This window comes from Shewanella sp. MF05960 (genome assembly GCF_050849305.1).
Lineage (GTDB): Bacteria > Pseudomonadota > Gammaproteobacteria > Enterobacterales > Shewanellaceae > Shewanella.
Map to the genome: position 1 here is coordinate 81023 of NZ_JBOZPS010000014.1, position 20408 is coordinate 101430.

The following is a 20408-nucleotide window of genomic DNA, read 5'->3' on the forward strand; positions in this document are numbered from 1 at the left end:
CTTAAATTTTTGATTAATTCAATAGTGTTAATCAAACATTCAACATCAAGGTTTCAACTATAGTGTCCAAGTTCACATTTTGAATGTATAATCGCCGAAAATCAGATCGTACATTGTATACAAAATAAAATATTCGTGAATACAGTGTCCATTCAACAACCATAATAACCATCCTTAACCTGACCAGATGGAAGCGAATACTATGTTCAAAGCGAGTGAAGTACTAGACGGCCGCTACGACAATGCCACCCTTGATGAACTGTTTACTGCAGTGACCAACAATTACATTGTCGATGAAGAGCAATACCTGTCTGAATTAATTAAACTGGTACCTTCGTCTGAACAAGACATTGAACAAGTAACTCGTCGTGCCCATGAGCTCGTGAGCAAAGTGCGTCAGTTTGAGAAAAAAGGCCTCATGGTTGGTATTGATGCGTTTTTGCAACAATACAGCCTAGAGACTCAAGAAGGCATTATCTTAATGTGTTTAGCAGAAGCGTTATTGCGTATTCCTGACGCCGCGACTGCAGATGCATTAATCGAAGATAAATTGTCTGGTGCAAAATGGGATGAACACTTAAATAAAAGTGGCTCTGTGCTGGTTAACGCGTCAACTTGGGGCTTAATGTTAACGGGTCGCATTGTAAAGTTAGACCGTAATATTGATGGTTCGCCAAGTAATTTGTTAAAGCGCCTAGTAAACCGTGTCGGTGAGCCAATGATCCGCCAAGCAATGCTTGCAGCGATGAAAATCATGGGTAAGCAATTTGTATTAGGCCGTGATGTTAAAGAAGCACTTAAAAACAGCGAAGCTAAACGCAAATTAGGCTACACACACAGCTACGACATGCTCGGTGAAGCGGCGCTCACAGCCAACGATGCACAAAAATACTTTACCGATTACAGTAATGCGATTCGCGATTTAGGCGCTCAGCAATACAACGAATCTGACTCACCACGACCGACTATTTCTATCAAATTGTCAGCGTTACATCCGCGCTATGAAGTTGCGAATGAAGACCGTGTATTAAGCGAATTATACGACACTGTTATCACGTTAATCGTGCAAGCACGTGAACTTAATATTGGTATCTCTATCGATGCAGAAGAAGTTGATCGCCTCGAATTATCATTAACATTATTCAAACAACTCTATCAGTCTGAAGCAGCTAAAGGCTGGGGCTTATTAGGGATTGTTGTTCAGGCTTATTCTAAACGTTGTTTGCCAACGCTTTGTTGGTTAACGCGTCTTGCAAAAGACCAAGGCGATGAAATTCCGCTGCGTTTAGTTAAAGGGGCATATTGGGACAGTGAGCTTAAATGGGCACAACAAGCGGGTGAGTCAGGCTACCCACTTTACACCCGTAAGGCTGGCACCGACGTTTCGTATTTAGCATGCGCCCGTTATTTATTATCAGACGCCACTCGTGGTGCTATTTACCCACAGTTTGCGACTCATAATGCGCAGACCGTAGCCTGTATTGATGCTATGGCGGGTGATCGTTTATATGAATTCCAACGCTTACACGGTATGGGCCAAGAGCTTTACGACACCATGCTTGCAGAAAGCGGTGCTAAAGCGGTACGTATTTATGCGCCCATTGGCGCTCATAAAGATTTGCTGCCGTACCTTGTGCGTCGCCTGCTTGAAAACGGTGCCAATACCTCATTTGTTCACAAATTAGTTGACCCAAATACGCCAATCGACACCTTAGTTGTTCATCCATTGGTGACACTATTGGGCTATAAGTCGCTCGCTAACCATAAAATTGTTCAACCAGCTGATATTTTCGGTGCAGAACGTAAAAACTCTAAAGGATTAAACATGAACATTATTTCTGAGTCAGAGCCATTTTTTGCTGCACTGGATAAATACAGTGATACTCAATGGACTGCGGGTCCATTGGTAAACGGTAAAACCTTAGCGGGTGAAGTTCAAACCGTTGTTAGCCCTTATGATACTTCTTTAACCGTGGGTACAGTTGCCTTTGCTGATGCCAATGCCATTGAACAAGCCGTTGCGGGTGCCGATGCAGCCTTTGCAGGTTGGGCGCGTACACCGGTTGAAACACGTGCAAACGCTTTACAAAAGTTAGCTGACTTATTGGAAGAAAACCGCGAAGAATTGATAGCTCTGTGTACCCGCGAAGCCGGTAAGAGCATTCAAGACGGTATTGATGAAGTCCGTGAAGCCGTCGATTTTTGTCGTTACTATGCCGTACAAGCGAAGAAGATGATGGCTAAGCCTGAATTGCTTCCGGGTCCAACAGGCGAGTTAAACGAACTGTTTCTACAGGGACGCGGCATTTTTGTCTGTATCAGCCCATGGAACTTCCCATTAGCGATTTTCTTAGGTCAAGTTTCTGCAGCGCTAGCCGCGGGTAATACCGTTATTGCTAAACCTGCAGAACAAACTTGTTTAGTGGGTTTCCGTGCGGTTCAGTTAGCACATCAAGCGGGTATCCCAACAGATGTATTGCAGTTCCTACCGGGTACCGGTGCTGTGGTGGGGTCGGCTATTACTGCTGATGAACGTATTGGCGGTGTGTGTTTTACAGGTTCTACCGGTACTGCTAAATTAATTAACCGCACATTGGCAAACCGAGATGGTGCAATTATTCCATTAATTGCTGAAACCGGCGGCCAAAATGCCATGGTGGTTGACTCAACTTCACAGCCTGAGCAAGTGGTAAATGATGTGGTTTCGTCATCATTTACCAGTGCTGGCCAGCGTTGTTCGGCGTTACGTGTATTGTTTTTACAAGAAGATATTGCCGACCGCGTCATTGAAGTGATGAAGGGCGCCATGGAGCAGTTAGTGATTGGTAACCCAAGTTCAGTGAAAACCGATGTGGGCCCTGTGATTGATGCTACTGCTAAAGCGAACTTGAATGCCCACATTGATCATATTATCCAGGTGGGCAAATTGATCAATAAACTTGAGCTGCCAGCTGGGACAGAAAACGGTCACTTTGTATCACCTACTGCAGTTGAAATTAACTCAATTAAGTTACTTGAAAAAGAGCATTTTGGACCGATTTTGCATGTCATTCGTTACAAGGCTGCCGATTTAGCTAAAGTGATTGATGAAATCAATAGCACAGGTTTTGGTTTAACGTTAGGGATCCACAGTCGTAATGAAGGCCATGCGCTGTCTTTAGCAGATAAAGTCAATGTAGGTAACGTGTATATTAACCGTAATCAAATTGGCGCAGTGGTTGGCGTGCAACCCTTTGGCGGTCAAGGTTTGTCTGGCACAGGCCCTAAAGCTGGTGGACCACACTACTTAACCCGTTTTGTGACCGAAAAGACCCGCACCAATAACATTACCGCTATTGGTGGTAATGCGACGTTATTGTCGTTAGGTGATGCTGACGAGTAAGCATTACGAGATTGTACGGCAATCGTGAGTAAAAGCGTTTGTCTTATTAGCCCACTGCAAAGTGGGCTTTTTTATTAATGCGGAATGGTATTATTACGTTTTAAACCACGGCTAACGTTAGTGCACATTTTAGCAAAGCGGCTGATATCACCCAATGAGGGTATAACGCCTTGGGCCATGGCGGCTTCCCAATAATTGATTTCAGCGTCGACTAAATCCAATAATTTTTTAGGGCAACCTACGCAAGTATTGCTTGGTCCACAGCTGAAAATATCAGCCTGATCTAACGGGAAGCTAACTTTGACTTGAGTGATGATCAGCCTCATCGCTGTCATTCTGTCTGGTTTACGTTCCATAACTTCACCTTATTAGTATCGTGATGAACACTTGTCAGGTTAGCAAATCGGCATTAGGTTAGTCGTAACACAAATCAATTTTTTGGTAGAAAAATAGCACTAAATCGATAAATTGATTATGTTTATGTAAAATGTTTGTAGCAGTTATCAGGTTTTAGCATAAATTTCACCACGGAAGCAAAGAAGTCTAGACGTCCAGATTGACATGATTGTTTAGTTCTCTTATTCTTGGCTCAACTTGTTAAGATGCGACTGCAGTATTTAGTGTTGTTTTATGCATGCTAGATAATCACCGATGACCGAGATTGTGTCGTACTCGCTTTTCTCATCCGACAACCCCTAATCGTTAAGATAAAGAGAGACTACTTTGACCAAACCAACTTCATCACCAACGACAGCACTTAATAGCCCAGCGTCGTTTGTGGCCTTACTGCCCTTATTTGTGTTTTTGGGTTTATTTATTGGCGCTGGCTTATATTTTCAAAGCCAAGGTGTTGATTATGCGTTTTATCAATTACCGAGCGTTGTTGCGATTTTACCTGCGATAGTGTTGGCCGTTATTTTATCCAAGCAACACATCAACCAAGCCATTGAAACCTTCATTGAAGGTATTGGCCACAGCAATATTATCGCCATGTGTTTAATTTATTTGCTTGCAGGTGCCTTTGCTGCCGTTGCTAAAGCGACAGGCGGCGTCGATGCGACGGTTGCATTAGGGTTATCGTTTATTCCGTCTAATTTACTGTTGCCGGGTTTCTTTGTGATTGCGGCGTTTATTGCCACGTCGATGGGTACCTCTATGGGCACCATTGCAGCTGTAGCGCCAGTGGCATTAGGCGTTGCAGACCAGGCACAAATTGATTACGCATTAATGGCAGGCGCAGTGATGTCTGGCGCATTATTTGGCGACAACTTATCGATTATTTCAGATACCACCATTGCGGCTACCCGCACGCAAGGTTGTGAAATGAAAGACAAGTTTCGTGAAAACCTAGTGTTTTCGATACCTGCGTCAATCATCACGTTGGTGCTGTTTGCACTCGCTGGCCAGGGCCAGGCCGATATTGCGACACAAGATATCGATATTTTAAAAGTTATCCCATACTTGACCATTTTGGTACTTGCAGTGGTAGGGCTTAACGTCTTTGTGGTGTTGTCTTTAGGTATTGTACTGGCGGGCGCAGCGGGGATATTTACCTCGGAATATACCGTGATTCAAATGGGTAATGATATTTACACTGGATTTACGAATATGCAGGAGATTTTTATCCTGTCTATGTTGGTGGGTGGTTTAGCGGCGTTAATGCAGCAACAAGGTGGGTTAACTTTTGTCAGTCAGCTCGTTGAAAAGCTAATCAGCCGATTTTCTAAAGCCAACGGCGGGGCATCAACCCGCGCTGCCGAGCTCGGCATGGCGGCTATTGTTGCCGCAACGAATACCTGCGTTGCTAACAATACGGTATCGATTGTGGTTACTGGTGATATTGCTAAAGAGCTGGCTGAGAAACACGGTGTTAGCCCAAAACGCGCCGCCAGTATTCTCGATATCTTTGCCTGTATCATTCAAGGGTTAATCCCTCATGGCGCGCAAGCATTGTTAATTGCCTCTGTGTTTACTATTAGCCCATTAACTGCAGTATCAAATGCCTGGTATTGCATGGTATTAGCCGTAACGGCAGTCGCTATTGTTATTTTGCGTAAGCGAGCTTAATAAGCCAAAGAACACCCATTGTACGATTATGACCAACATGCCCAGCCCTAAACCGCTGGGCATGTTGTTATTTGCTTTAAATTTAGCCGCTAACAGGTTAATATTTGCCTCCCTTTTTTTAGCATAAAGATTCACTGGTGATATCTAAAACTCGAAATTATGACTTACACCTAGTGATTGTGTTTATGTCTTTGGCCACAGCGATGATCTGTTCATTCGGTGTTGGCAGTGCATTGCTGGCCGAAGTCGGTAGTGTCAGTCTCGATATGCTATTAATCCGCCCTGACACCTTAGGCGACTACATGAATTCGCCATTAGCCGTGGTGTTCAATTTATCTTTATTGGCCGGCGGTTCTTGCTTCTTGTTAGCCATGGTGGCTGTGTTTTATACCTACCAAGATGGGCTAAGTCGTTACCTGGCCATGGTGGGTTGCGTTGTTGGCATCAGCATTATTTTGATGGGGGTGTTTCCAGTAAACTTTTTAGACACTCACCGTAAAGTATCGACCCTGTATTTAGTCAGTTCAATTGTGCTGCATTGCGTGTGTGTATTGGATTATTTTAAACCCGGTAGCACCATGAATAAACGCATGTTATCACTGACAATTATCGCCTTAATCTGTGGCACAATATTGATCGTGTTACTCGATTTTAATCAATTAGATTTTCCTCCTTGCTCAAACTATTTACCGCAGTTTTGTGTGGTGTCGTTAGCGATGTGGTCATTGACGCAAGCCAATATTTTATGGTGTGTCTGCTTGAGTTTCAGCATGATGAAAACCATTAAAGTGCAGCAACAAGTGGCCTATAAGTGGCTCGAAAACTATTAATTTTTAATTTAAAGGTCGCTATAGGTCATGTCTTTGGTTCGCATTAGTCATTATTTAGCGTTATGTGGTGTAGCGTCACGCCGCCAAGCGTCGCGATTAATTGACAGCGGAAGAGTCACGATTAACCAACAATTAGCCACCCATACCGAGCGGGTTGATAGCCTGCAAAACCTCGATATTTGTGTTGATGGTGTTGCTGTTTTGGCCCCGCAAGATAAGCAATATTGGCTATACCATAAACCCATTGGTATCGATTGCCGGTTATTGATAAGCGACCCAAGCAGTTTGATTCATTTGTTGCCGCAAACCCCAAGATTATATCCTGCGGGCCGCTTAGATAAAGACTCTCGCGGTTTGTTGTTACTCACCAATGACGGCGAGTTAACACAAGCGCTAATGCACCCTGATTTTTACCACACCAAAACTTATGTTGTGCAGGTCGATAAACCCCTAACACCTGCGTTTTTAACGCAAATGGCGCAAGGTGTGACTTATCAAGGTGCGCAAACCCGGCCATGCTGTATACGTTCATTGAGTGGTTTTGATGAGGGTGACACTTTTGAGATTGTCTTAACCCAAGGCTTAAATCGCCAAATTCGCCGCATGTGCCAGGCGCTGGGTTATAAGGTGATTGATTTACTCAGAACAAAGTTGATGGACGTGGAGTTAGGCTGTCTGCCAGAAAACACAATGCGGCCAGTTTCGGCCGCAGAGTTATTAAGCTTAACGCAACTCAGTGAGTTAACGTCACTGAGTTAAAGCGGAGACTATTTAGCGATATCCATTTCAGCTAGTAGGTTGTCAGCATTGTCTAAATACTTCATCACCCACAGCATATAGCGGCTATCCACTTGAATTGAGCGATTGCTTTGAGCATCGTAGCCCCAATCGCCAATAATGCTTTCATATACGCCATCAAACAATAAACCGACTAATTCAGCACGACCATTTAACGTCGGTGAACCTGAGTTACCGCCGGTGGTGTCTAAGGTCGATAAAAAGTTAACCGGTACTGAATCAATGGCTTTAACGTAGTAATCGCCGTATTGCTTTTGCTTAATCAGTTCAAGCTGTTTAGCCGGTGCATCAAATGGGTCAACCCCAGTATCTTTGGCTAAAAGTCCTTCTAGGCGAGTAAAGGGTTCGGCCATTAAGCCATCTTGTGGCGAGTAACCTTTAACATTACCTACTGTGACACGTAAGCTTGAGTTTGCATCAGCATATACTGGTTTACCTAACTCACGGTTGTAAGCAATGATGGCATCCATGTACTGTGGGCGCACTTTCATGAGTTCGCCTTCTAATTGCTTTTTGGCTTTTTCTAGTGCCATGTCTGCGTCATAGGTTTGTACTGCAAATTGAATAAAAGGATCGTTTGACGCTTTAAAGTCAGCAACCGATTTATTCATCCAGGCTAAACGGGTGTCTTGATCATCTAGCGTGGTTTTTGAGTACATGTTGTCGAGGGTTTTCGCTAAGGCGTTAGCATCAAACTTATTTGTAATGCCAAATGCCTTGTCTAATGATGCCATGCGTTGCTTGGCAGGCAATGTTGCATAGCGTGTCAGTAAGTCAGCGAGTAACGCTTTATCAACACTGGCAGCATAGCGACGGTCGATTCGCTCCATGCTTGAGGTAAAGTTGGTCATGTCGCGGTCTTGATAACCGGGTTCACGCGCCATATCCGCTAAGGTTTTTTCATTTGCTAAACGATATAAACTGCGTGCAGTGGTCACCATAGTGGTGTAACCGATATAGCCCAGTAATATGTCACGCTCTTGGTTTTGTTGGCTTTTAGCAACCAGTTTTTCTAGGTTTGCTAAGGTTTTGCCATACTGCTGTTGACGCTTTTTATCTTTACCAATCCAGTTTGCTAAATCGGTTTCTACTTTTTCACGTTCGGCCAACATGGTTGATTTGCCATAAAACTCAATCATCGAGGTAAAGTTTTTAGCGTAGTTGGCAAGACCAGCGATTAAGCTTTCGTATTTAATGCGCTCGTCGCTGCCCTCTGGAGCCGTTTCTTTAATGATATCAATCATGCGCTCTTGCAAGACTTTCCCTTCAGGATAAGCCCAGCCAAATTGATTGCTGACTTCATCGGCAGTGCGGTAACGGTTGGTGCGTCCAGGGTAACCGGCAACCATGACAAAGTCGCCATCGCTCACGCCTTTAGCGGAGACTTTTAAAAAGCTTTTTGGCTCATAAGGAACGTTGTCTTTACTGAAGTCAGCTGGCTTGCCATCTTTTGATACATAAGCACGGTAAAATGAGAAGTCACCGGTATGGCGTGGCCACATCCAGTTGTCGATATCGCCGCCGTATTTACCCACGCTTGCAGCAGGGTTATAAGCTAAGCGCACATCGCGAATTTCGAGCTGCTTAACAAGATAATATTCTAAACCGCCATGGAAGCTATACACCTGACAGCGATAACCGTCTTGTTGCTCACACTCAGCCACTAAGGTTTTTTGTTGAAGCTCAATGCCTTTATAGAATTCATTGCCAATTTTATCCATTTGGCCCGCAGTCACTTTGTCTGTCACATTGGTGACGTCTTCGGTAACAAAAATGCGTGAGCCAGGTGTAGCTGGCAACTCTTCGGCGTATGTTTTGGCTAAAAAGCCGTCTTTAAGTAGGTTATTTTCTGGGGTTGAGTTGTACTGAATAGAACCATAAGCGCAGTGATGGTTAGTGACAACTAAGCCTTTTGGCGATACAAATGATGCGGTACAACCGCCTAGGCTGATCACTGCGTTCATTGGGAACTCAGTTAATTTTGAAATTGACTCGGCGCTTATCTCTAAGCCTTTTGCTTTCAGTTCGTCAGCCATTGCAGGTAATTGATGTGGTTGCCACATCCCTTCATCTGCTGCAGCGCCAAAACTGGCGGCGATGGCGGCGGTTAATAACCATTTTTTCATTATAATTATTCCATTTTCGGTAATTTAATTAGTTGCCCACAAAACAAAAAAGTCAGGCTAGGCCTGACTTTAACAAAAGATTCACTCTCATGATAGCGTCTGAAAAACTCGCTTACAAATGATTAACACTCCTGCTTAAGCGAGTGCAACCATGAGCTGGGCAAACACAATAAGTAAGCCGATTAATCCCGCTAATAATAATGCAACGTTACCACCAGCAACCTGATAGCCACCCAATTTTTGAGCGCGCTGTTTTAATGCCATCACAATCGGTAAAAAGATGATCATCACCACCAATGGTATTGCTGCAAACCCAAGAACTTGAAAAAAGCCGTCCGGGTAATACAGTGCACAAAGCAGTGGCGGGACAAAAGTGATTAGCCATGTTTTAGCGCGCCCAGCAACGTCATTTTTAGCGCGCGTCAGTTCAGCAACATAATCAAATAAGCTCATGGTGACCCCTAAAAACGAGGTAATTAATGCAAGGTTGGCAAACAGATCAATAGCCTGGCTAATGATGCTCGATTGAACGAGGCCTTGTAGTGCAGACACCAGTTTAGGCAGTGAACCGCCAAAGCTATGTACGGCTTCGCCACCTAACGACCCTAGTGTGACCAGTAGCCATAAAATGTAGCAAACTAAGGGGATGGTTGAGCCAATCAATAACACTTTTCTCAGCGATACAGCATCACCATCCAGGTAGCGCACAATTGTCGCAATACACACATGGAAACCAAAAGAGGTAAACACCACAGGAATAGCGGCTAACCAAAGTTGCTGCAGTGCATCGCCAGAGGCTACGGTTGTAGAGTAGTTATTTAATGCACTCATTAAGTTCACGTCGGGTAGCAAGAAGCTCACAACGACAACTAATAACAACACCATCGCAGTAAATAATATCCGCGATATTTTATCAATCCACTTTACGCCGATGGCAATAATTCCGCCAAAAAAGACGGTGAATAATATGACTGCAATTTGATTGCTCATGGTAATGCCGATGGGTTGTAAGCGGGTTTCTAATAGTGATGACCCTCCCATTAGATACACCATGGTTAAGGCGAATAATAAACTAAGAAATGAGCCGCCTTGAATAAGTTGGCCTGCTTTACCAAGGGTTTTACCTGTGATGGCATGGACGTTATCGCCGACACCACTGCGCAAATTGATTTCTAGCATCAGTAAAGAGGTATAAGCTGAAATAGCCCAGATGATGACCAATAAGATTAACGCAGGGATAATGCCTAGTGCCGCGGTGGCTAATGGTAAGGCGAGCATTCCACCGCCAATCGCAGTTCCGGCAACGATAGAAATAGAACCTAAGGTTTTCAAATTCACAGCAAACGTCCTGTCTAATTATTATTTTATTTGTGTCGGACATTAGCAGAATGGTGACTGAGCAGGCAAGGATCTTCGGCAGTTAAAGGCCAACAGCCGTGTTTATAAACAATTACATAACATTAAGCCAAACTACTTTACACGCCAACATTGCAATAGCGTAGCATTACAGCGCTACAGTGTGTTCGCGATGATATTAAGTCACGTTTACAATGTAAAAACAGTTGATTGAATAAATAAAATTAATCGTTATAATGCGCCTAGTTTTAGGGGAGTAGCTAATCTTGCAATGCTGTTAAGCACGCAAGGTGTCTGTATCAACATATTTGGCCTCATGCCATGGTGCAGACAGTAACATGCAGTTAATCACTGATGTTTACCCAGCGAGACCTAAGCACAATCACTGCATCAAGGGGTATGCGGCGGCTTGTGCTTAGTTGTCATTTACCCCTAGGATAATCACATTGGACGCGTTACTCACTTCAACCTTTTCTGTTGCAATTGCTGAAATCGGCGATAAAACTCAATTATTGGCGTTGTTATTAGCGATTCGTTTTAGCAATAAAACGGCCATCATCAGTGCGATTTTATTCGCCACCTTAATTAATCATTTTATAGCTGCGTATTTAGGGCAATGGTCGATAGGCTGGCTTGATCCTCAATGGTCGCGTTATCTTATTGCCGCGAGCTTTTTTGCCATTGCATTATGGGTATTAATTCCAGATAAAATCGACGATGATGATAATCGTTTTTATAAACTCGGGGCTTTTGGCGCGACGTTTATTTTGTTCTTTATTGCCGAAATAGGTGATAAAACACAAATTGCTACCGTGGTGCTAGCCGCTAAATATCAATCATTAACTTGGGTAGTTATCGGTACCACATTAGGCATGCTTATCGCCAATGTGCCTGTGGTGTTAGCGGGGCATTTTAGTGCGAACAAGTTACCCATGACCCTTATCCACCGAGGTTGTGCCGTATTGTTTGCACTGCTTGGTGTGGCCACGCTCATGTGGTAAATACCATTCCGCATTAATAAGTGACCACTCAGAATGCGTCCAGCGGTTTTTGATTAAGGCGTCGCTATGTAGTAATGGTTGTTCCCTTTCAAATAGCGAGAACGCAGAGCAAAAGCGGCTGGGGCATTCCTTTCAGGCGAGTTTTAAAAGGACTTACACTGCGTTGCATGACTTCGAAAGAGAATAACTATTCATTCAGTCATTCGCCTTGTTTAAGCCCTTTTAAATTCTCGCTGAGAGATCACTTACTAACGCGCAATGGTATAAAGAGGTATGATGATAAATAGCCCTTTACTTGATAATAGAACCGCCAGAGCTTTGCCTTGGGTGGTGGCGATTGCATTTTTTATGCAATCACTGGACGGCACGATTTTAAACACCGCCTTGCCTGGAATGGCCAGCGACTTAAATGAAGATCCACTGCGCATGCAAGGCGTTATTATTGCCTACATGCTTACCGTCGCGTTATTGATCCCCGCATCAGGCTGGATAGCCGATCGCTTTGGCACCAAAAAGATCTTTTTCAGCGCGATTGTATTGTTTAGTTTCGGATCGTTACTTTGTGCCTTATCAAATTCACTTGATATGTTGATTGGCGCGCGGGTGGTGCAAGGGCTCGGTGGCGCATTGATGTTTCCTGTCGGGCGATTGGTGATACTGAGGGCTTATCCGCGATCAGAGTTGGTACGGATTATGGGGTTTATTACTATCCCAGGATTACTCGGCCCATTAATAGGCCCAGCAATGGGCGGTTGGATGGTGCAATATTTAACCTGGCATTGGATTTTTTTAATTAACCTGCCAGTAGGGCTCATTGGTTGTTATGCCGCGCTCAAGTTTATTCCCGACTTACGTGGCAAACAAAAAACACGCTTTGATAGTGTAGGTTTTTTGTTGTTTGGTAGTGCAATGTTGTTGATTACCATTGCGATGGAAGGATTGGGCGAACTGCATTTACCCCACTTACGAGTCATGTTGCTGTTATTTGCAGGCATGGCATGCTTGATAGCATATTGGTTACGAGCGGGCCGCATTGCAAAGCCACTATTTTCACCCTCATTGTTTAAAACTAACACTTTTTCCATTGGTATTTTTGGTAACCTTTTTGCCCGTTTGGGGAGCGGTGCTTTGCCATTTTTAGTGCCGTTATTATTACAAATCGCATTAGGTTATTCTCCCTCTCAAGCGGGGATGAGCATGTTACCGTTGGCCGCAGCAGCAATGCTCGCTAAGTGGTTGGCTCGTCCAATCATCGAGCGTTTTGGTTTTCGTATCGTATTAACCGGGAATACTTTGGCTCTGGGTTTGATGTTGGCTAGTATGGGATTAGTCAGCGAACAAACACCATACTGGTTTATGTTGTGTATGTTGGCGGTTCTGGGGGCCATTAATTCATTGCAATTTACGGCCATGAATACCGTGACGCTGATTGATTTAGATGACGAGAGTGCCAGTAGCGGTAACAGTCTATTGTCTGTGGTTGCTCAACTAGCATTAAGTCTAGGCGTGGCCTGTGCGGGGGCATTGTTGGGTGGCTTTAGTGCGGGTGTCAGTAGCGGCAGTCAAGCAGAGGTGTTAAGTGCATTTCAATTAACCTTCGTTACCGTAGGCATCATGACGATGTTTGCAGCGGCCATTTTTTCACTGCTGCCTAAAGAGGTTGGCCGGCAGGTTTATACCCAATCAACTTGAAGAGACGTGATTCAGAGCTTCACCGTGTTTTCAACGCTAGGCGCGTTAATGCGGATACCTTATAAATTAGCACAACAACGCTCTTGATTTAATCATCAGGGGAACACGGTGAAACTCCCATAGGGCAAGTTTTACACGCGTTGATACTGCGGCATTTGTTAATTTAGCTGATTTTGGAAAGGGAGCAACCATTACCCGCAATCAATGCCTTGCCTAAACGCGTGTAAATTCTTGCTGAAATCGAGCATCTTCAGGTTGTTTGGGCACAAGATAGAATACTTAACTCAAATTTGTGCTCTAAGGCACACTCCAGTTGACTTAGTTGGTTAAAATATAAACATGAGTCTCGTTTTTTTATATCACTAAGGAGTGGGGTATGAGTATTAAAAAACACGGTTTATCAATTGGCATTAATCGTATTGAGAATGTTTTCTTTGTGACGTTAAAAGCCGTCGGAACGTTAACCCATGAAGATTATCTGGTGATTACGCCAATGCTTGAAGGTGCGTTAAGCCAGGTTGATCAACCTAAAATTAGCTTATTACTCGATGCGACAGAGCTTGAAGGTTGGGATTTGCGTGCTGCCTGGGATGACTTACAGCTGGGGTTAAAGCATGAGTCTGAATTTGAACGCGTTGCCATATGGGGTAATAAGACCTGGCTAGACTGGGCCACTAAAATGGGCAGTTGGTTTATGTCAGGTGAAATGAAGTATTTTGAAGACCAACATGACGCATTAAAATGGTTACGCTATTAGATATTAGTGGCCTTGAAAAAGAAAAACCTAGCGTAAATTGCTAGGTTTTTTTTAAGCATCATGTATCTATGCCGTAGTATTAATATTATGACCGCTATTACCCACAGGTTGCGGTGGCGCGGCGGCTTCAATCAACTGCAGTGCCATTTGGCCTTCTGCTTCTTGCTGATCTTTCGCCATTACAGCGACTTTCAAACTGTTACCAGAATCAATCGTTGTAGGCATTGATGATGGTGCATTCACACTGATTGGCATGCGTTGTCCTCAGTTTTGACTTGTGTTTATTTCTATCGGCTTAACAGTGTAAAACTTGAGCGATAAATCATTTTATTTCTCGTGACGCGTTAATACATTGCGCGCAATTAATGTGTGATATAATTAAATTTTGATGAAATTCCGTGTTAGATCTGTCTGGATACAGATTTGAATATTATTGGTGAGCTGAGTAAAGCCTATGTCTATTAAAAATGCCCCCGAGCAAGCGGTTAATCCTTTAGCACTTGAAAACCAAGTGTGTTTTTCATTATACAGTGCTACCAATGCGATGGTCCGCGCATACCGACCACTGTTAGACGGATTGTCGCTAACATACCCGCAATATTTGGTGATGATGGTGTTGTGGAAAGAACCTGGTATTAGCGTGAAAACCCTAGGTGAAAAGCTGCATCTTGATTCTGGTACATTAACACCGTTACTTAAACGCCTTGAGGCTAAAGAGTTAGTCAGTCGTGGCCGCAGTGAATTAGATGAACGAGTGCGGGTGTTACACGTTACCGAAGCGGGACGTGAGTTACATCAACAAGCGTTAACGGTTCCAGAGCAAATGCGCTGCAAAGTGGGCGGAACGCTTGAGGATCTCGCTCAACTTAAACAATTATGCGATCAGGCATTTGCCATGCTGAATTCGGGCGAGGCAACAAGCTGTGAAATGTGAATATTTTCAGCGCGGTGATTGTTTATCATGCCGCAACATTTTGCAGCCGATGCCACAACAAATAGACAAAAAACAACAGCAGCTTATTGAACTATTTAGCGATCTTAGCGTAGCAAAATGGTTAGCTCCGGTATTAAGCGCCGAGTCTGGTTTTCGTAACAAGGCTAAAATGGTGGTGTTGGGCGCTGCGCATCAACCTATTTTAGGCCTGGTGAACCCACAAGGTGAGGCGGTTAGTTTATGTGATTGCAGCTTGTATCCGCAAGACATGCAAATTCTTCTGCATCGATTACAACGTTTTGTGCAACAGGCCGGGTTACCGCCTTACCGAGTGGATAAAGCCAAAGGTGAACTGAAGTATATTTTACTGACTCGTAGCCAAATACAGGGCCAGTTTATGTTGCGCTTTGTACTGCGCAGTGAGCAAGCCATTACCCGAATTGAACGTGAGTTACCGCAACTATTACACGAGTTTCCAGCGATCGCGTTAGTGTCAGTGAATATTCAACCTGTGCACATGGCGATATTAGAGGGCGAGCAAGAAATCTTTTTAACCGAGGCCACTCGTTTAGAAGAGCAGTTTAATCATGTGCCGCTGTTTATTCGGCCTAAAAGCTTTTTTCAAACCAACCCAGATGTGGCGGCCAAGTTATATCACACTGCCCGCGAGTGGGTTGCAGAGTTTAACCCGAGTTATATTTGGGATCTATTCTGTGGCGTAGGGGGTTTTGGCCTGCATTGTGCCGACAAACATATTCGTTTAACGGGTATTGAAATTGAAGCGGAAGCGATTGAGTGCGCCAAAATGTCTGCTGAAAAGTTGGGGTTAACAAATGTTGATTTCAGTGCGCTTGACTCGACACAGTTTGCTCAAGGGCAAGCAACTCAAGACAAGCCTGATTTAATTATCGTCAATCCTCCAAGACGTGGTTTAGGCGAAGCATTGTGTCGTTCATTAAGTCTTTTTGCCCCTAAAGCGATAGTGTACTCAAGCTGTAATCCCAACTCCTTAGTGGTTGATTTAGCCAATATTGAGGGCTACCAGATTACCAAGGTGCAGTTGTTTGATATGTTTCCGCATACTGACCATTTTGAAGTGTTAGTCATGTTAGAAAAACAGTAAGTTAACAGTAGTGTGGTCATGAAATTGTCATTTTTATGTCATAAAATGATGGCTTCACACAAAAAGGAACTGGGCGATGTGGCAAATATTTAGTCGTTTTTTAGCATTAGGCTTAATCAGTTTTGGCGGCCCTGCGGCTCATATTGGTTATTTTAGAAAAGCATTTGTTGATGAATTACAATGGCTTGATGGTAAGCAATACGCCAGTTTTGTTGCCTTAAGCCAATTTATGCCAGGTCCGGGCTCAAGCCAGGTTGGTTTTGCCATTGGTTACCACAAAGGGGGTTTATTTGGTGGGCTCGCGGCATTTTTAGGCTTTACGTTACCGTCATTTCTATTGTTGTTTTTATTTGCGGTAACCAGTGCGCAGTGGCTAGAAATCACTGCAGTGCAGGGCATGATCCACGGATTAAAACTGTTAGCCGTCGTGGTCGTTGCCGATGCGACATTGTCCATGTTTAGCCAATTTTGTCAGCGTAAAACCGCCAAAGTATTAATGGCTGCAACTGCGGTGGCCATTATCTTAATGCCGTCAATGCTAATGCAAATTGCAGTGTTAGTGATTGCCGCCATTCTTGGCGTGGTATTACTGACGCGTGGTGAAAATATTACCCCCGAAAATCCCCCTATCGAACTTGATTATCGTTGGCTGGCTTTGTTTATTTTGTGTTTAGCCAGCTCACTGTATTTTATGGGGCATGATGACAGTTTAGGGCAAATTTTTGCGCAGTTTTTTCAAGTCGGAAGTTTAGTGTTTGGTGGCGGCCATGTGGTGCTGCCATTACTCGAGGCCAGTGTAGGTGACTACATTACTCCCGACCGCTTTTTAACCGGCTATGCACTTGCGCAAGCCATCCCTGGGCCTATGTTTACCCTTGCCACCTTTTTAGGGGCCGATTTATGGTTAGAGTCTCCTATTTTAGGCGCCATAGTCGCCACTTTAGCGATATTTTTACCGGGTTTTTTACTGATGTTAGTCGGATTGAAAAGCTGGCATACCATTAGTCAGCGCCCCAATATTGCCGGCGCATTAGCAGGTGTAAATGCGGCGGTTGTCGGTTTACTGTTAGCGGCACTGTATCAACCGGTATTTACCAGCGCTGTCATCATGCCGCTTGATATGGCATTGGTAATTATTGGATTTAGTCTTTTAAAAGTATTCAGGCCAGGCATTGTTTGGCTTGTTGTGGGTTTTGCTGCAATAGGCGCGTTATTGACGCTAATCTAAGTTCAACTTCCATCTTGTTTATTTTTGCGACATGTTTCACTTTATTTGTGTGCAAAGTTTGGCTACATGCTGTAAACATCTATACTTAATAGATTATTACAACAAAAAGGCTGCCAACTATGCTGAAATCCTCCCTCCGCAATAAGCTTTTGGGATTATCTCTAATTCCATTATCATTAATTTTAGCCGTTTTATTGAGTCTGTTTTATGTTAACGAGGGGACTTCGTTAGAAAATGATATTGCCCAATTTAGGGGCGAGTTAGTTTCAGAGAGAAAAAACCAACTGGCTGAAGCCACTGAGATTGCTCGTGGTGTTGTGGACTATCAACTATCGCTAGGCAGCAGCGGTGATGTAAAACAAGCCTTACGTGATTTACGCTTCGGCAGTGCAGGATATTTTTACATCTATGACACTGCGGGGGTAAACATCTTCCATGCGACGATGCCTGAGCTAGAAGGGCAAAACAAAATTGATATGGCTGACCCTAATGGTACCAAAGTTATCGTCGGGTTATTAAATTCAGCTAAATCTGGTGATGGTATCTTTTCTTATTTTTATAAAAAGCCCGGTACGGAGCAATTAATTGAAAAGCTCGGTTACGCCGTAATGGTGCCTAACACCAACTGGATGTTGGGAACTGGTGCATATATTGATGATATTGAAGAGTCCATCGCCAAGTTTCACGATGAAAAAGCCGAACGCATGAACAGCAAAACTGTCATGTTTTTATTAATGGCGTTGGGATTAACCGGTATTACGGCATTTGTGGTTGTGTTGATGGCTCACAAGCTGGTTGTTCCTATCCAGAATATGGCCAACTCACTAAACGATATTGCCAAAGGTGACGGTGACTTAACCAAACGTTTAGACGTGACGAGCGAAGATGAAATTGGCCAATTAGGCAGTGCGTTTAATTTATTTGTCGATAAGCTGCAAACGATTATCGGTGATGTAGCGAGTGCGACAGACAGAGTTAAACACGGCGCGCAAAGCATTAGTGGCCAAATGGTTTCAATGACCGAACAGCTTTATAGCCACAATAATGAAATCGATCAAATCGTGACGGCCATTACTGAGATGTCAGCAACGGCAAATGATGTGGCGCACAATACCAGCATGGTTGCAGAAGCAACGCATACCGCATCTGGCAACGTGACGAAAGCACAAGAGTGTGTCGATACTTCATTAACGGAAGTGTCTAATTTAATGAAGCAAATCGATAACGCAGCAGCAGATGTGAAATCGTTAAGTGAGCAATCGCAGAAAATTAACTCTGTATTGAGCGTGATTGGTGGTATTGCAGAGCAGACTAACTTACTGGCGTTAAACGCAGCCATTGAAGCAGCACGTGCTGGTGAACAAGGGCGTGGTTTTGCGGTTGTAGCCGATGAAGTGAGAAATCTCGCCAGCCGAACCCAAAGTAGCACAGTAGAAATTAACGACATGTTATCGCAATTACATAAGTTAGTGACTAAAGCGGTGCAGACTATGCAAGAAAGCCAAACGAGTTGCTTAAGCTCGGTAGAGTCATCGCGGGCAATCTCAGAAAGCCTAGGCGCGGTTACATCCTCAGTGACCAGTATTAGTGACATGAGTACCCAAATTGCGACCGCTGCGACTGAGCAAAGCTCTGTGACTGAAGAGATCCATCGCAATGTTAACTCGGTGCAAGAAATTGTTAACTCACTATTGGCTGCCAGCCAGGATGCATCTGGCTTGAGTAAAGATGTGGCCAACGAGGGGCAAACTCTTGCGAAGTTAGTGGGGCAATTTAAGGTGTAACTCGCCGTACAGTTTCACTATTAACTCGACAGAAAATGAACCCGAAGTGGGTTCATTTTTTTATGGCTAAACGCTTATGAAGTGAACGGCCGTTGTCGTGAAATATATTCGCCATTAGTTTGTTAATAATCGACCTTTCGGTCTAGGTTTAGCGCGTGTCATGGGGTAAAATGCGCCGTTGCACCTTTTGTTAACTGCTAATTTAAGTTGAATATTCATGTTTGAAGTTAATCCGGTAAAATTCAAAATCAAAGAGCTCGCTGAACGTACTGAGTTACTTCGGGGGTATCTTTGACTACGCTGCTAAAAGTGAGCGTTTAGAAGAAGTCAGTCGTGAACTGGAAAGTTCAGAAGTGTGGAACGTACCTGAACGTGCGCAAGCACTGGGTAAAGAGCGCGCGGCATTAGAAGCGGTTGTTAAAACCATTAATGATATGGACGCAGGTCTTGAAGACATCGAAGGATTGCTTGAATTAGCCATCGAAGAAGATGACGAAGAGACGTTTAACGATGCCGCGGCTGAACTTAACATTTTAGACACCCGTTTGGCTGACTTAGAATTCCGCCGGATGTTTTCGGGTAAAAGTGACGCATCGAATTGTTACCTGGATATTCAATCTGGTTCGGGCGGTACTGAGGCGCAAGATTGGGCCAACATGGTATTACGCATGTATTTGCGTTGGGGCGAAGCCCACGGCTACAGTCCAGAATTAATGGAAGTCACCGACGGTGATGTTGCGGGTATTAAAGGCGCAACCATTAAATTTAACGGCGAATATGCTTTTGGTTGGATGCGCACCGAAACGGGCGTGCATCGTTTAGTGCGTAAGTCGCCATTTGACTCATCTGGCAAGCGTCATACGTCTTTCTGCTCGGTGTTTGTTTACCCAGAAATTGACGATGACATTGAAATCGAGATTAATCCATCTGAACTGCGTATTGATACTTACCGAGCCTCTGGTGCGGGTGGTCAGCACGTTAACAAAACGGATTCTGCGGTACGTATTACTCACTTGCCAACCAATACCGTTGTGCAATGTCAAAACGATCGTTCGCAACACAAAAACCGTGACTCAGCCTATAAGCAATTAAAAGCGAAGTTGTACGAGTTAGAAATGCATAAACAAAATGCCGACAAACAAGCTGCTGAAGATGCTAAATCAGACATCGGCTGGGGCAGTCAAATCCGTTCATACGTATTAGACGATGCACGAATTAAAGATTTACGTACAGGGGTTGAGAACCGCAATACTCAATCTGTGTTGGATGGTGATTTAGATAAGTTTATTGAAGCCAGCCTAAAATCAGGACTTTAGTTTAATCAAATTAA

General features: G+C 43.9%; 16 protein-coding genes. 12 read left to right on the top strand and 4 right to left on the bottom strand.

The window, feature by feature from the left end; genetic code table 11:
• Window positions 1-187 precede the first annotated feature (187 nt).
• Complete coding sequence (gene putA, locus ACROAE_RS14515) at window positions 188-3382, top strand: bifunctional proline dehydrogenase/L-glutamate gamma-semialdehyde dehydrogenase PutA (RefSeq protein ID WP_432402962.1); 3195 nt, start codon at window positions 188-190, stop codon at window positions 3380-3382.
• 74 nt (window positions 3383-3456) lie between these two features.
• Here the strand turns inward: putA and ACROAE_RS14520 are convergent, their stop codons facing one another.
• Window positions 3457-3738 (bottom strand): hypothetical protein, encoded by a 282-nt coding sequence (locus tag ACROAE_RS14520; protein WP_432402964.1) that lies wholly within the window; start codon window positions 3736-3738, stop codon window positions 3457-3459.
• A 367-nt stretch (window positions 3739-4105) separates the two neighbouring features.
• On the opposite strand from ACROAE_RS14520, the gene ACROAE_RS14525 reads away from it, so the two are divergent.
• The 3 genes from ACROAE_RS14525 (at window position 4106) to ACROAE_RS14535 (ending at window position 7038) form a co-directional block, all read left to right on the top strand.
• Window positions 4106-5449, top strand: coding sequence for a Na+/H+ antiporter NhaC family protein (locus tag ACROAE_RS14525; RefSeq protein ID WP_432402966.1), 1344 nt, complete (start codon window positions 4106-4108; stop codon window positions 5447-5449).
• 137 nt (window positions 5450-5586) lie between these two features.
• Complete coding sequence (locus tag ACROAE_RS14530; protein ID WP_432402968.1) at window positions 5587-6279, top strand: DUF998 domain-containing protein; 693 nt, start codon at window positions 5587-5589, stop codon at window positions 6277-6279.
• Between the two features lie 27 nt (window positions 6280-6306).
• Window positions 6307-7038 (top strand): 23S rRNA pseudouridine(2604) synthase RluF, encoded by a 732-nt coding sequence (locus ACROAE_RS14535; RefSeq protein WP_432402970.1) that lies wholly within the window; start codon window positions 6307-6309, stop codon window positions 7036-7038.
• Between the two features lie 8 nt (window positions 7039-7046).
• On the opposite strand, the gene ACROAE_RS14540 is transcribed toward ACROAE_RS14535, so the two are convergent.
• A complete protein-coding gene (locus ACROAE_RS14540; protein WP_432402972.1) occupies window positions 7047-9203 on the bottom strand; it encodes a S46 family peptidase in 2157 nt (718 codons plus the stop codon).
• Window positions 9204-9338: 135 nt separating this feature from the next.
• Window positions 9339-10541 (bottom strand): aromatic amino acid transport family protein, encoded by a 1203-nt coding sequence (locus tag ACROAE_RS14545; protein WP_432402974.1) that lies wholly within the window; start codon window positions 10539-10541, stop codon window positions 9339-9341.
• Window positions 10542-11005: 464 nt separating this feature from the next.
• On the opposite strand from ACROAE_RS14545, the gene ACROAE_RS14550 reads away from it, so the two are divergent.
• The 3 genes from ACROAE_RS14550 (at window position 11006) to ACROAE_RS14560 (ending at window position 14009) form a co-directional block, all read left to right on the top strand.
• Entirely contained in the window at window positions 11006-11560 is a 555-nt protein-coding gene (locus ACROAE_RS14550; RefSeq protein WP_432402976.1) for a TMEM165/GDT1 family protein, read from the top strand.
• A gap of 273 nt (window positions 11561-11833) precedes the next feature.
• A complete protein-coding gene (gene mdtD / locus ACROAE_RS14555; protein ID WP_432402978.1) occupies window positions 11834-13252 on the top strand; it encodes a multidrug transporter subunit MdtD in 1419 nt (472 codons plus the stop codon).
• A gap of 376 nt (window positions 13253-13628) precedes the next feature.
• Window positions 13629-14009: an STAS/SEC14 domain-containing protein gene (locus ACROAE_RS14560; protein ID WP_432402980.1), complete on the top strand. Its 381-nt coding sequence runs from the start codon at window positions 13629-13631 to the stop codon at window positions 14007-14009.
• A 66-nt stretch (window positions 14010-14075) separates the two neighbouring features.
• On the opposite strand, the gene ACROAE_RS14565 is transcribed toward ACROAE_RS14560, so the two are convergent.
• Window positions 14076-14264 carry a cytoplasmic protein gene (locus ACROAE_RS14565; protein ID WP_432402982.1) on the bottom strand — a complete coding sequence of 63 codons (189 nt, stop codon included), beginning with the start codon at window positions 14262-14264 and terminating at the stop codon, window positions 14076-14078.
• 199 nt (window positions 14265-14463) lie between these two features.
• On the opposite strand from ACROAE_RS14565, the gene ACROAE_RS14570 reads away from it, so the two are divergent.
• The 5 genes from ACROAE_RS14570 to prfB all read left to right on the top strand — a co-directional run bounded on the left by ACROAE_RS14570 (window position 14464) and on the right by prfB (window position 20394).
• Entirely contained in the window at window positions 14464-14943 is a 480-nt protein-coding gene (locus ACROAE_RS14570) for a MarR family winged helix-turn-helix transcriptional regulator (protein ID WP_432402984.1), read from the top strand.
• A complete protein-coding gene (rlmC, locus tag ACROAE_RS14575) occupies window positions 14933-16066 on the top strand; it encodes a 23S rRNA (uracil(747)-C(5))-methyltransferase RlmC (protein WP_432402986.1) in 1134 nt (377 codons plus the stop codon). The genes ACROAE_RS14570 and rlmC overlap by 11 nt, the downstream gene beginning before the upstream one ends.
• A 76-nt stretch (window positions 16067-16142) precedes the next feature.
• On the top strand, window positions 16143-17294 hold the full coding sequence (gene chrA / locus ACROAE_RS14580; protein WP_432402988.1) for a chromate efflux transporter: 1152 nt from the start codon (window positions 16143-16145) through the stop codon (window positions 17292-17294).
• 119 nt (window positions 17295-17413) lie between these two features.
• Window positions 17414-19078, top strand: coding sequence for a methyl-accepting chemotaxis protein (locus ACROAE_RS14585; RefSeq protein WP_432402990.1), 1665 nt, complete (start codon window positions 17414-17416; stop codon window positions 19076-19078).
• A 217-nt stretch (window positions 19079-19295) separates the two neighbouring features.
• A protein-coding gene (gene prfB / locus ACROAE_RS14590; protein ID WP_432402992.1) for a peptide chain release factor 2 occupies window positions 19296-20394 on the top strand; the annotation gives its coding sequence in 2 pieces (ribosomal slippage) (window positions 19296-19370 and window positions 19372-20394; 1098 coding nt in all).
• The last annotated feature ends 14 nt before the right edge of the window (window positions 20395-20408 follow it).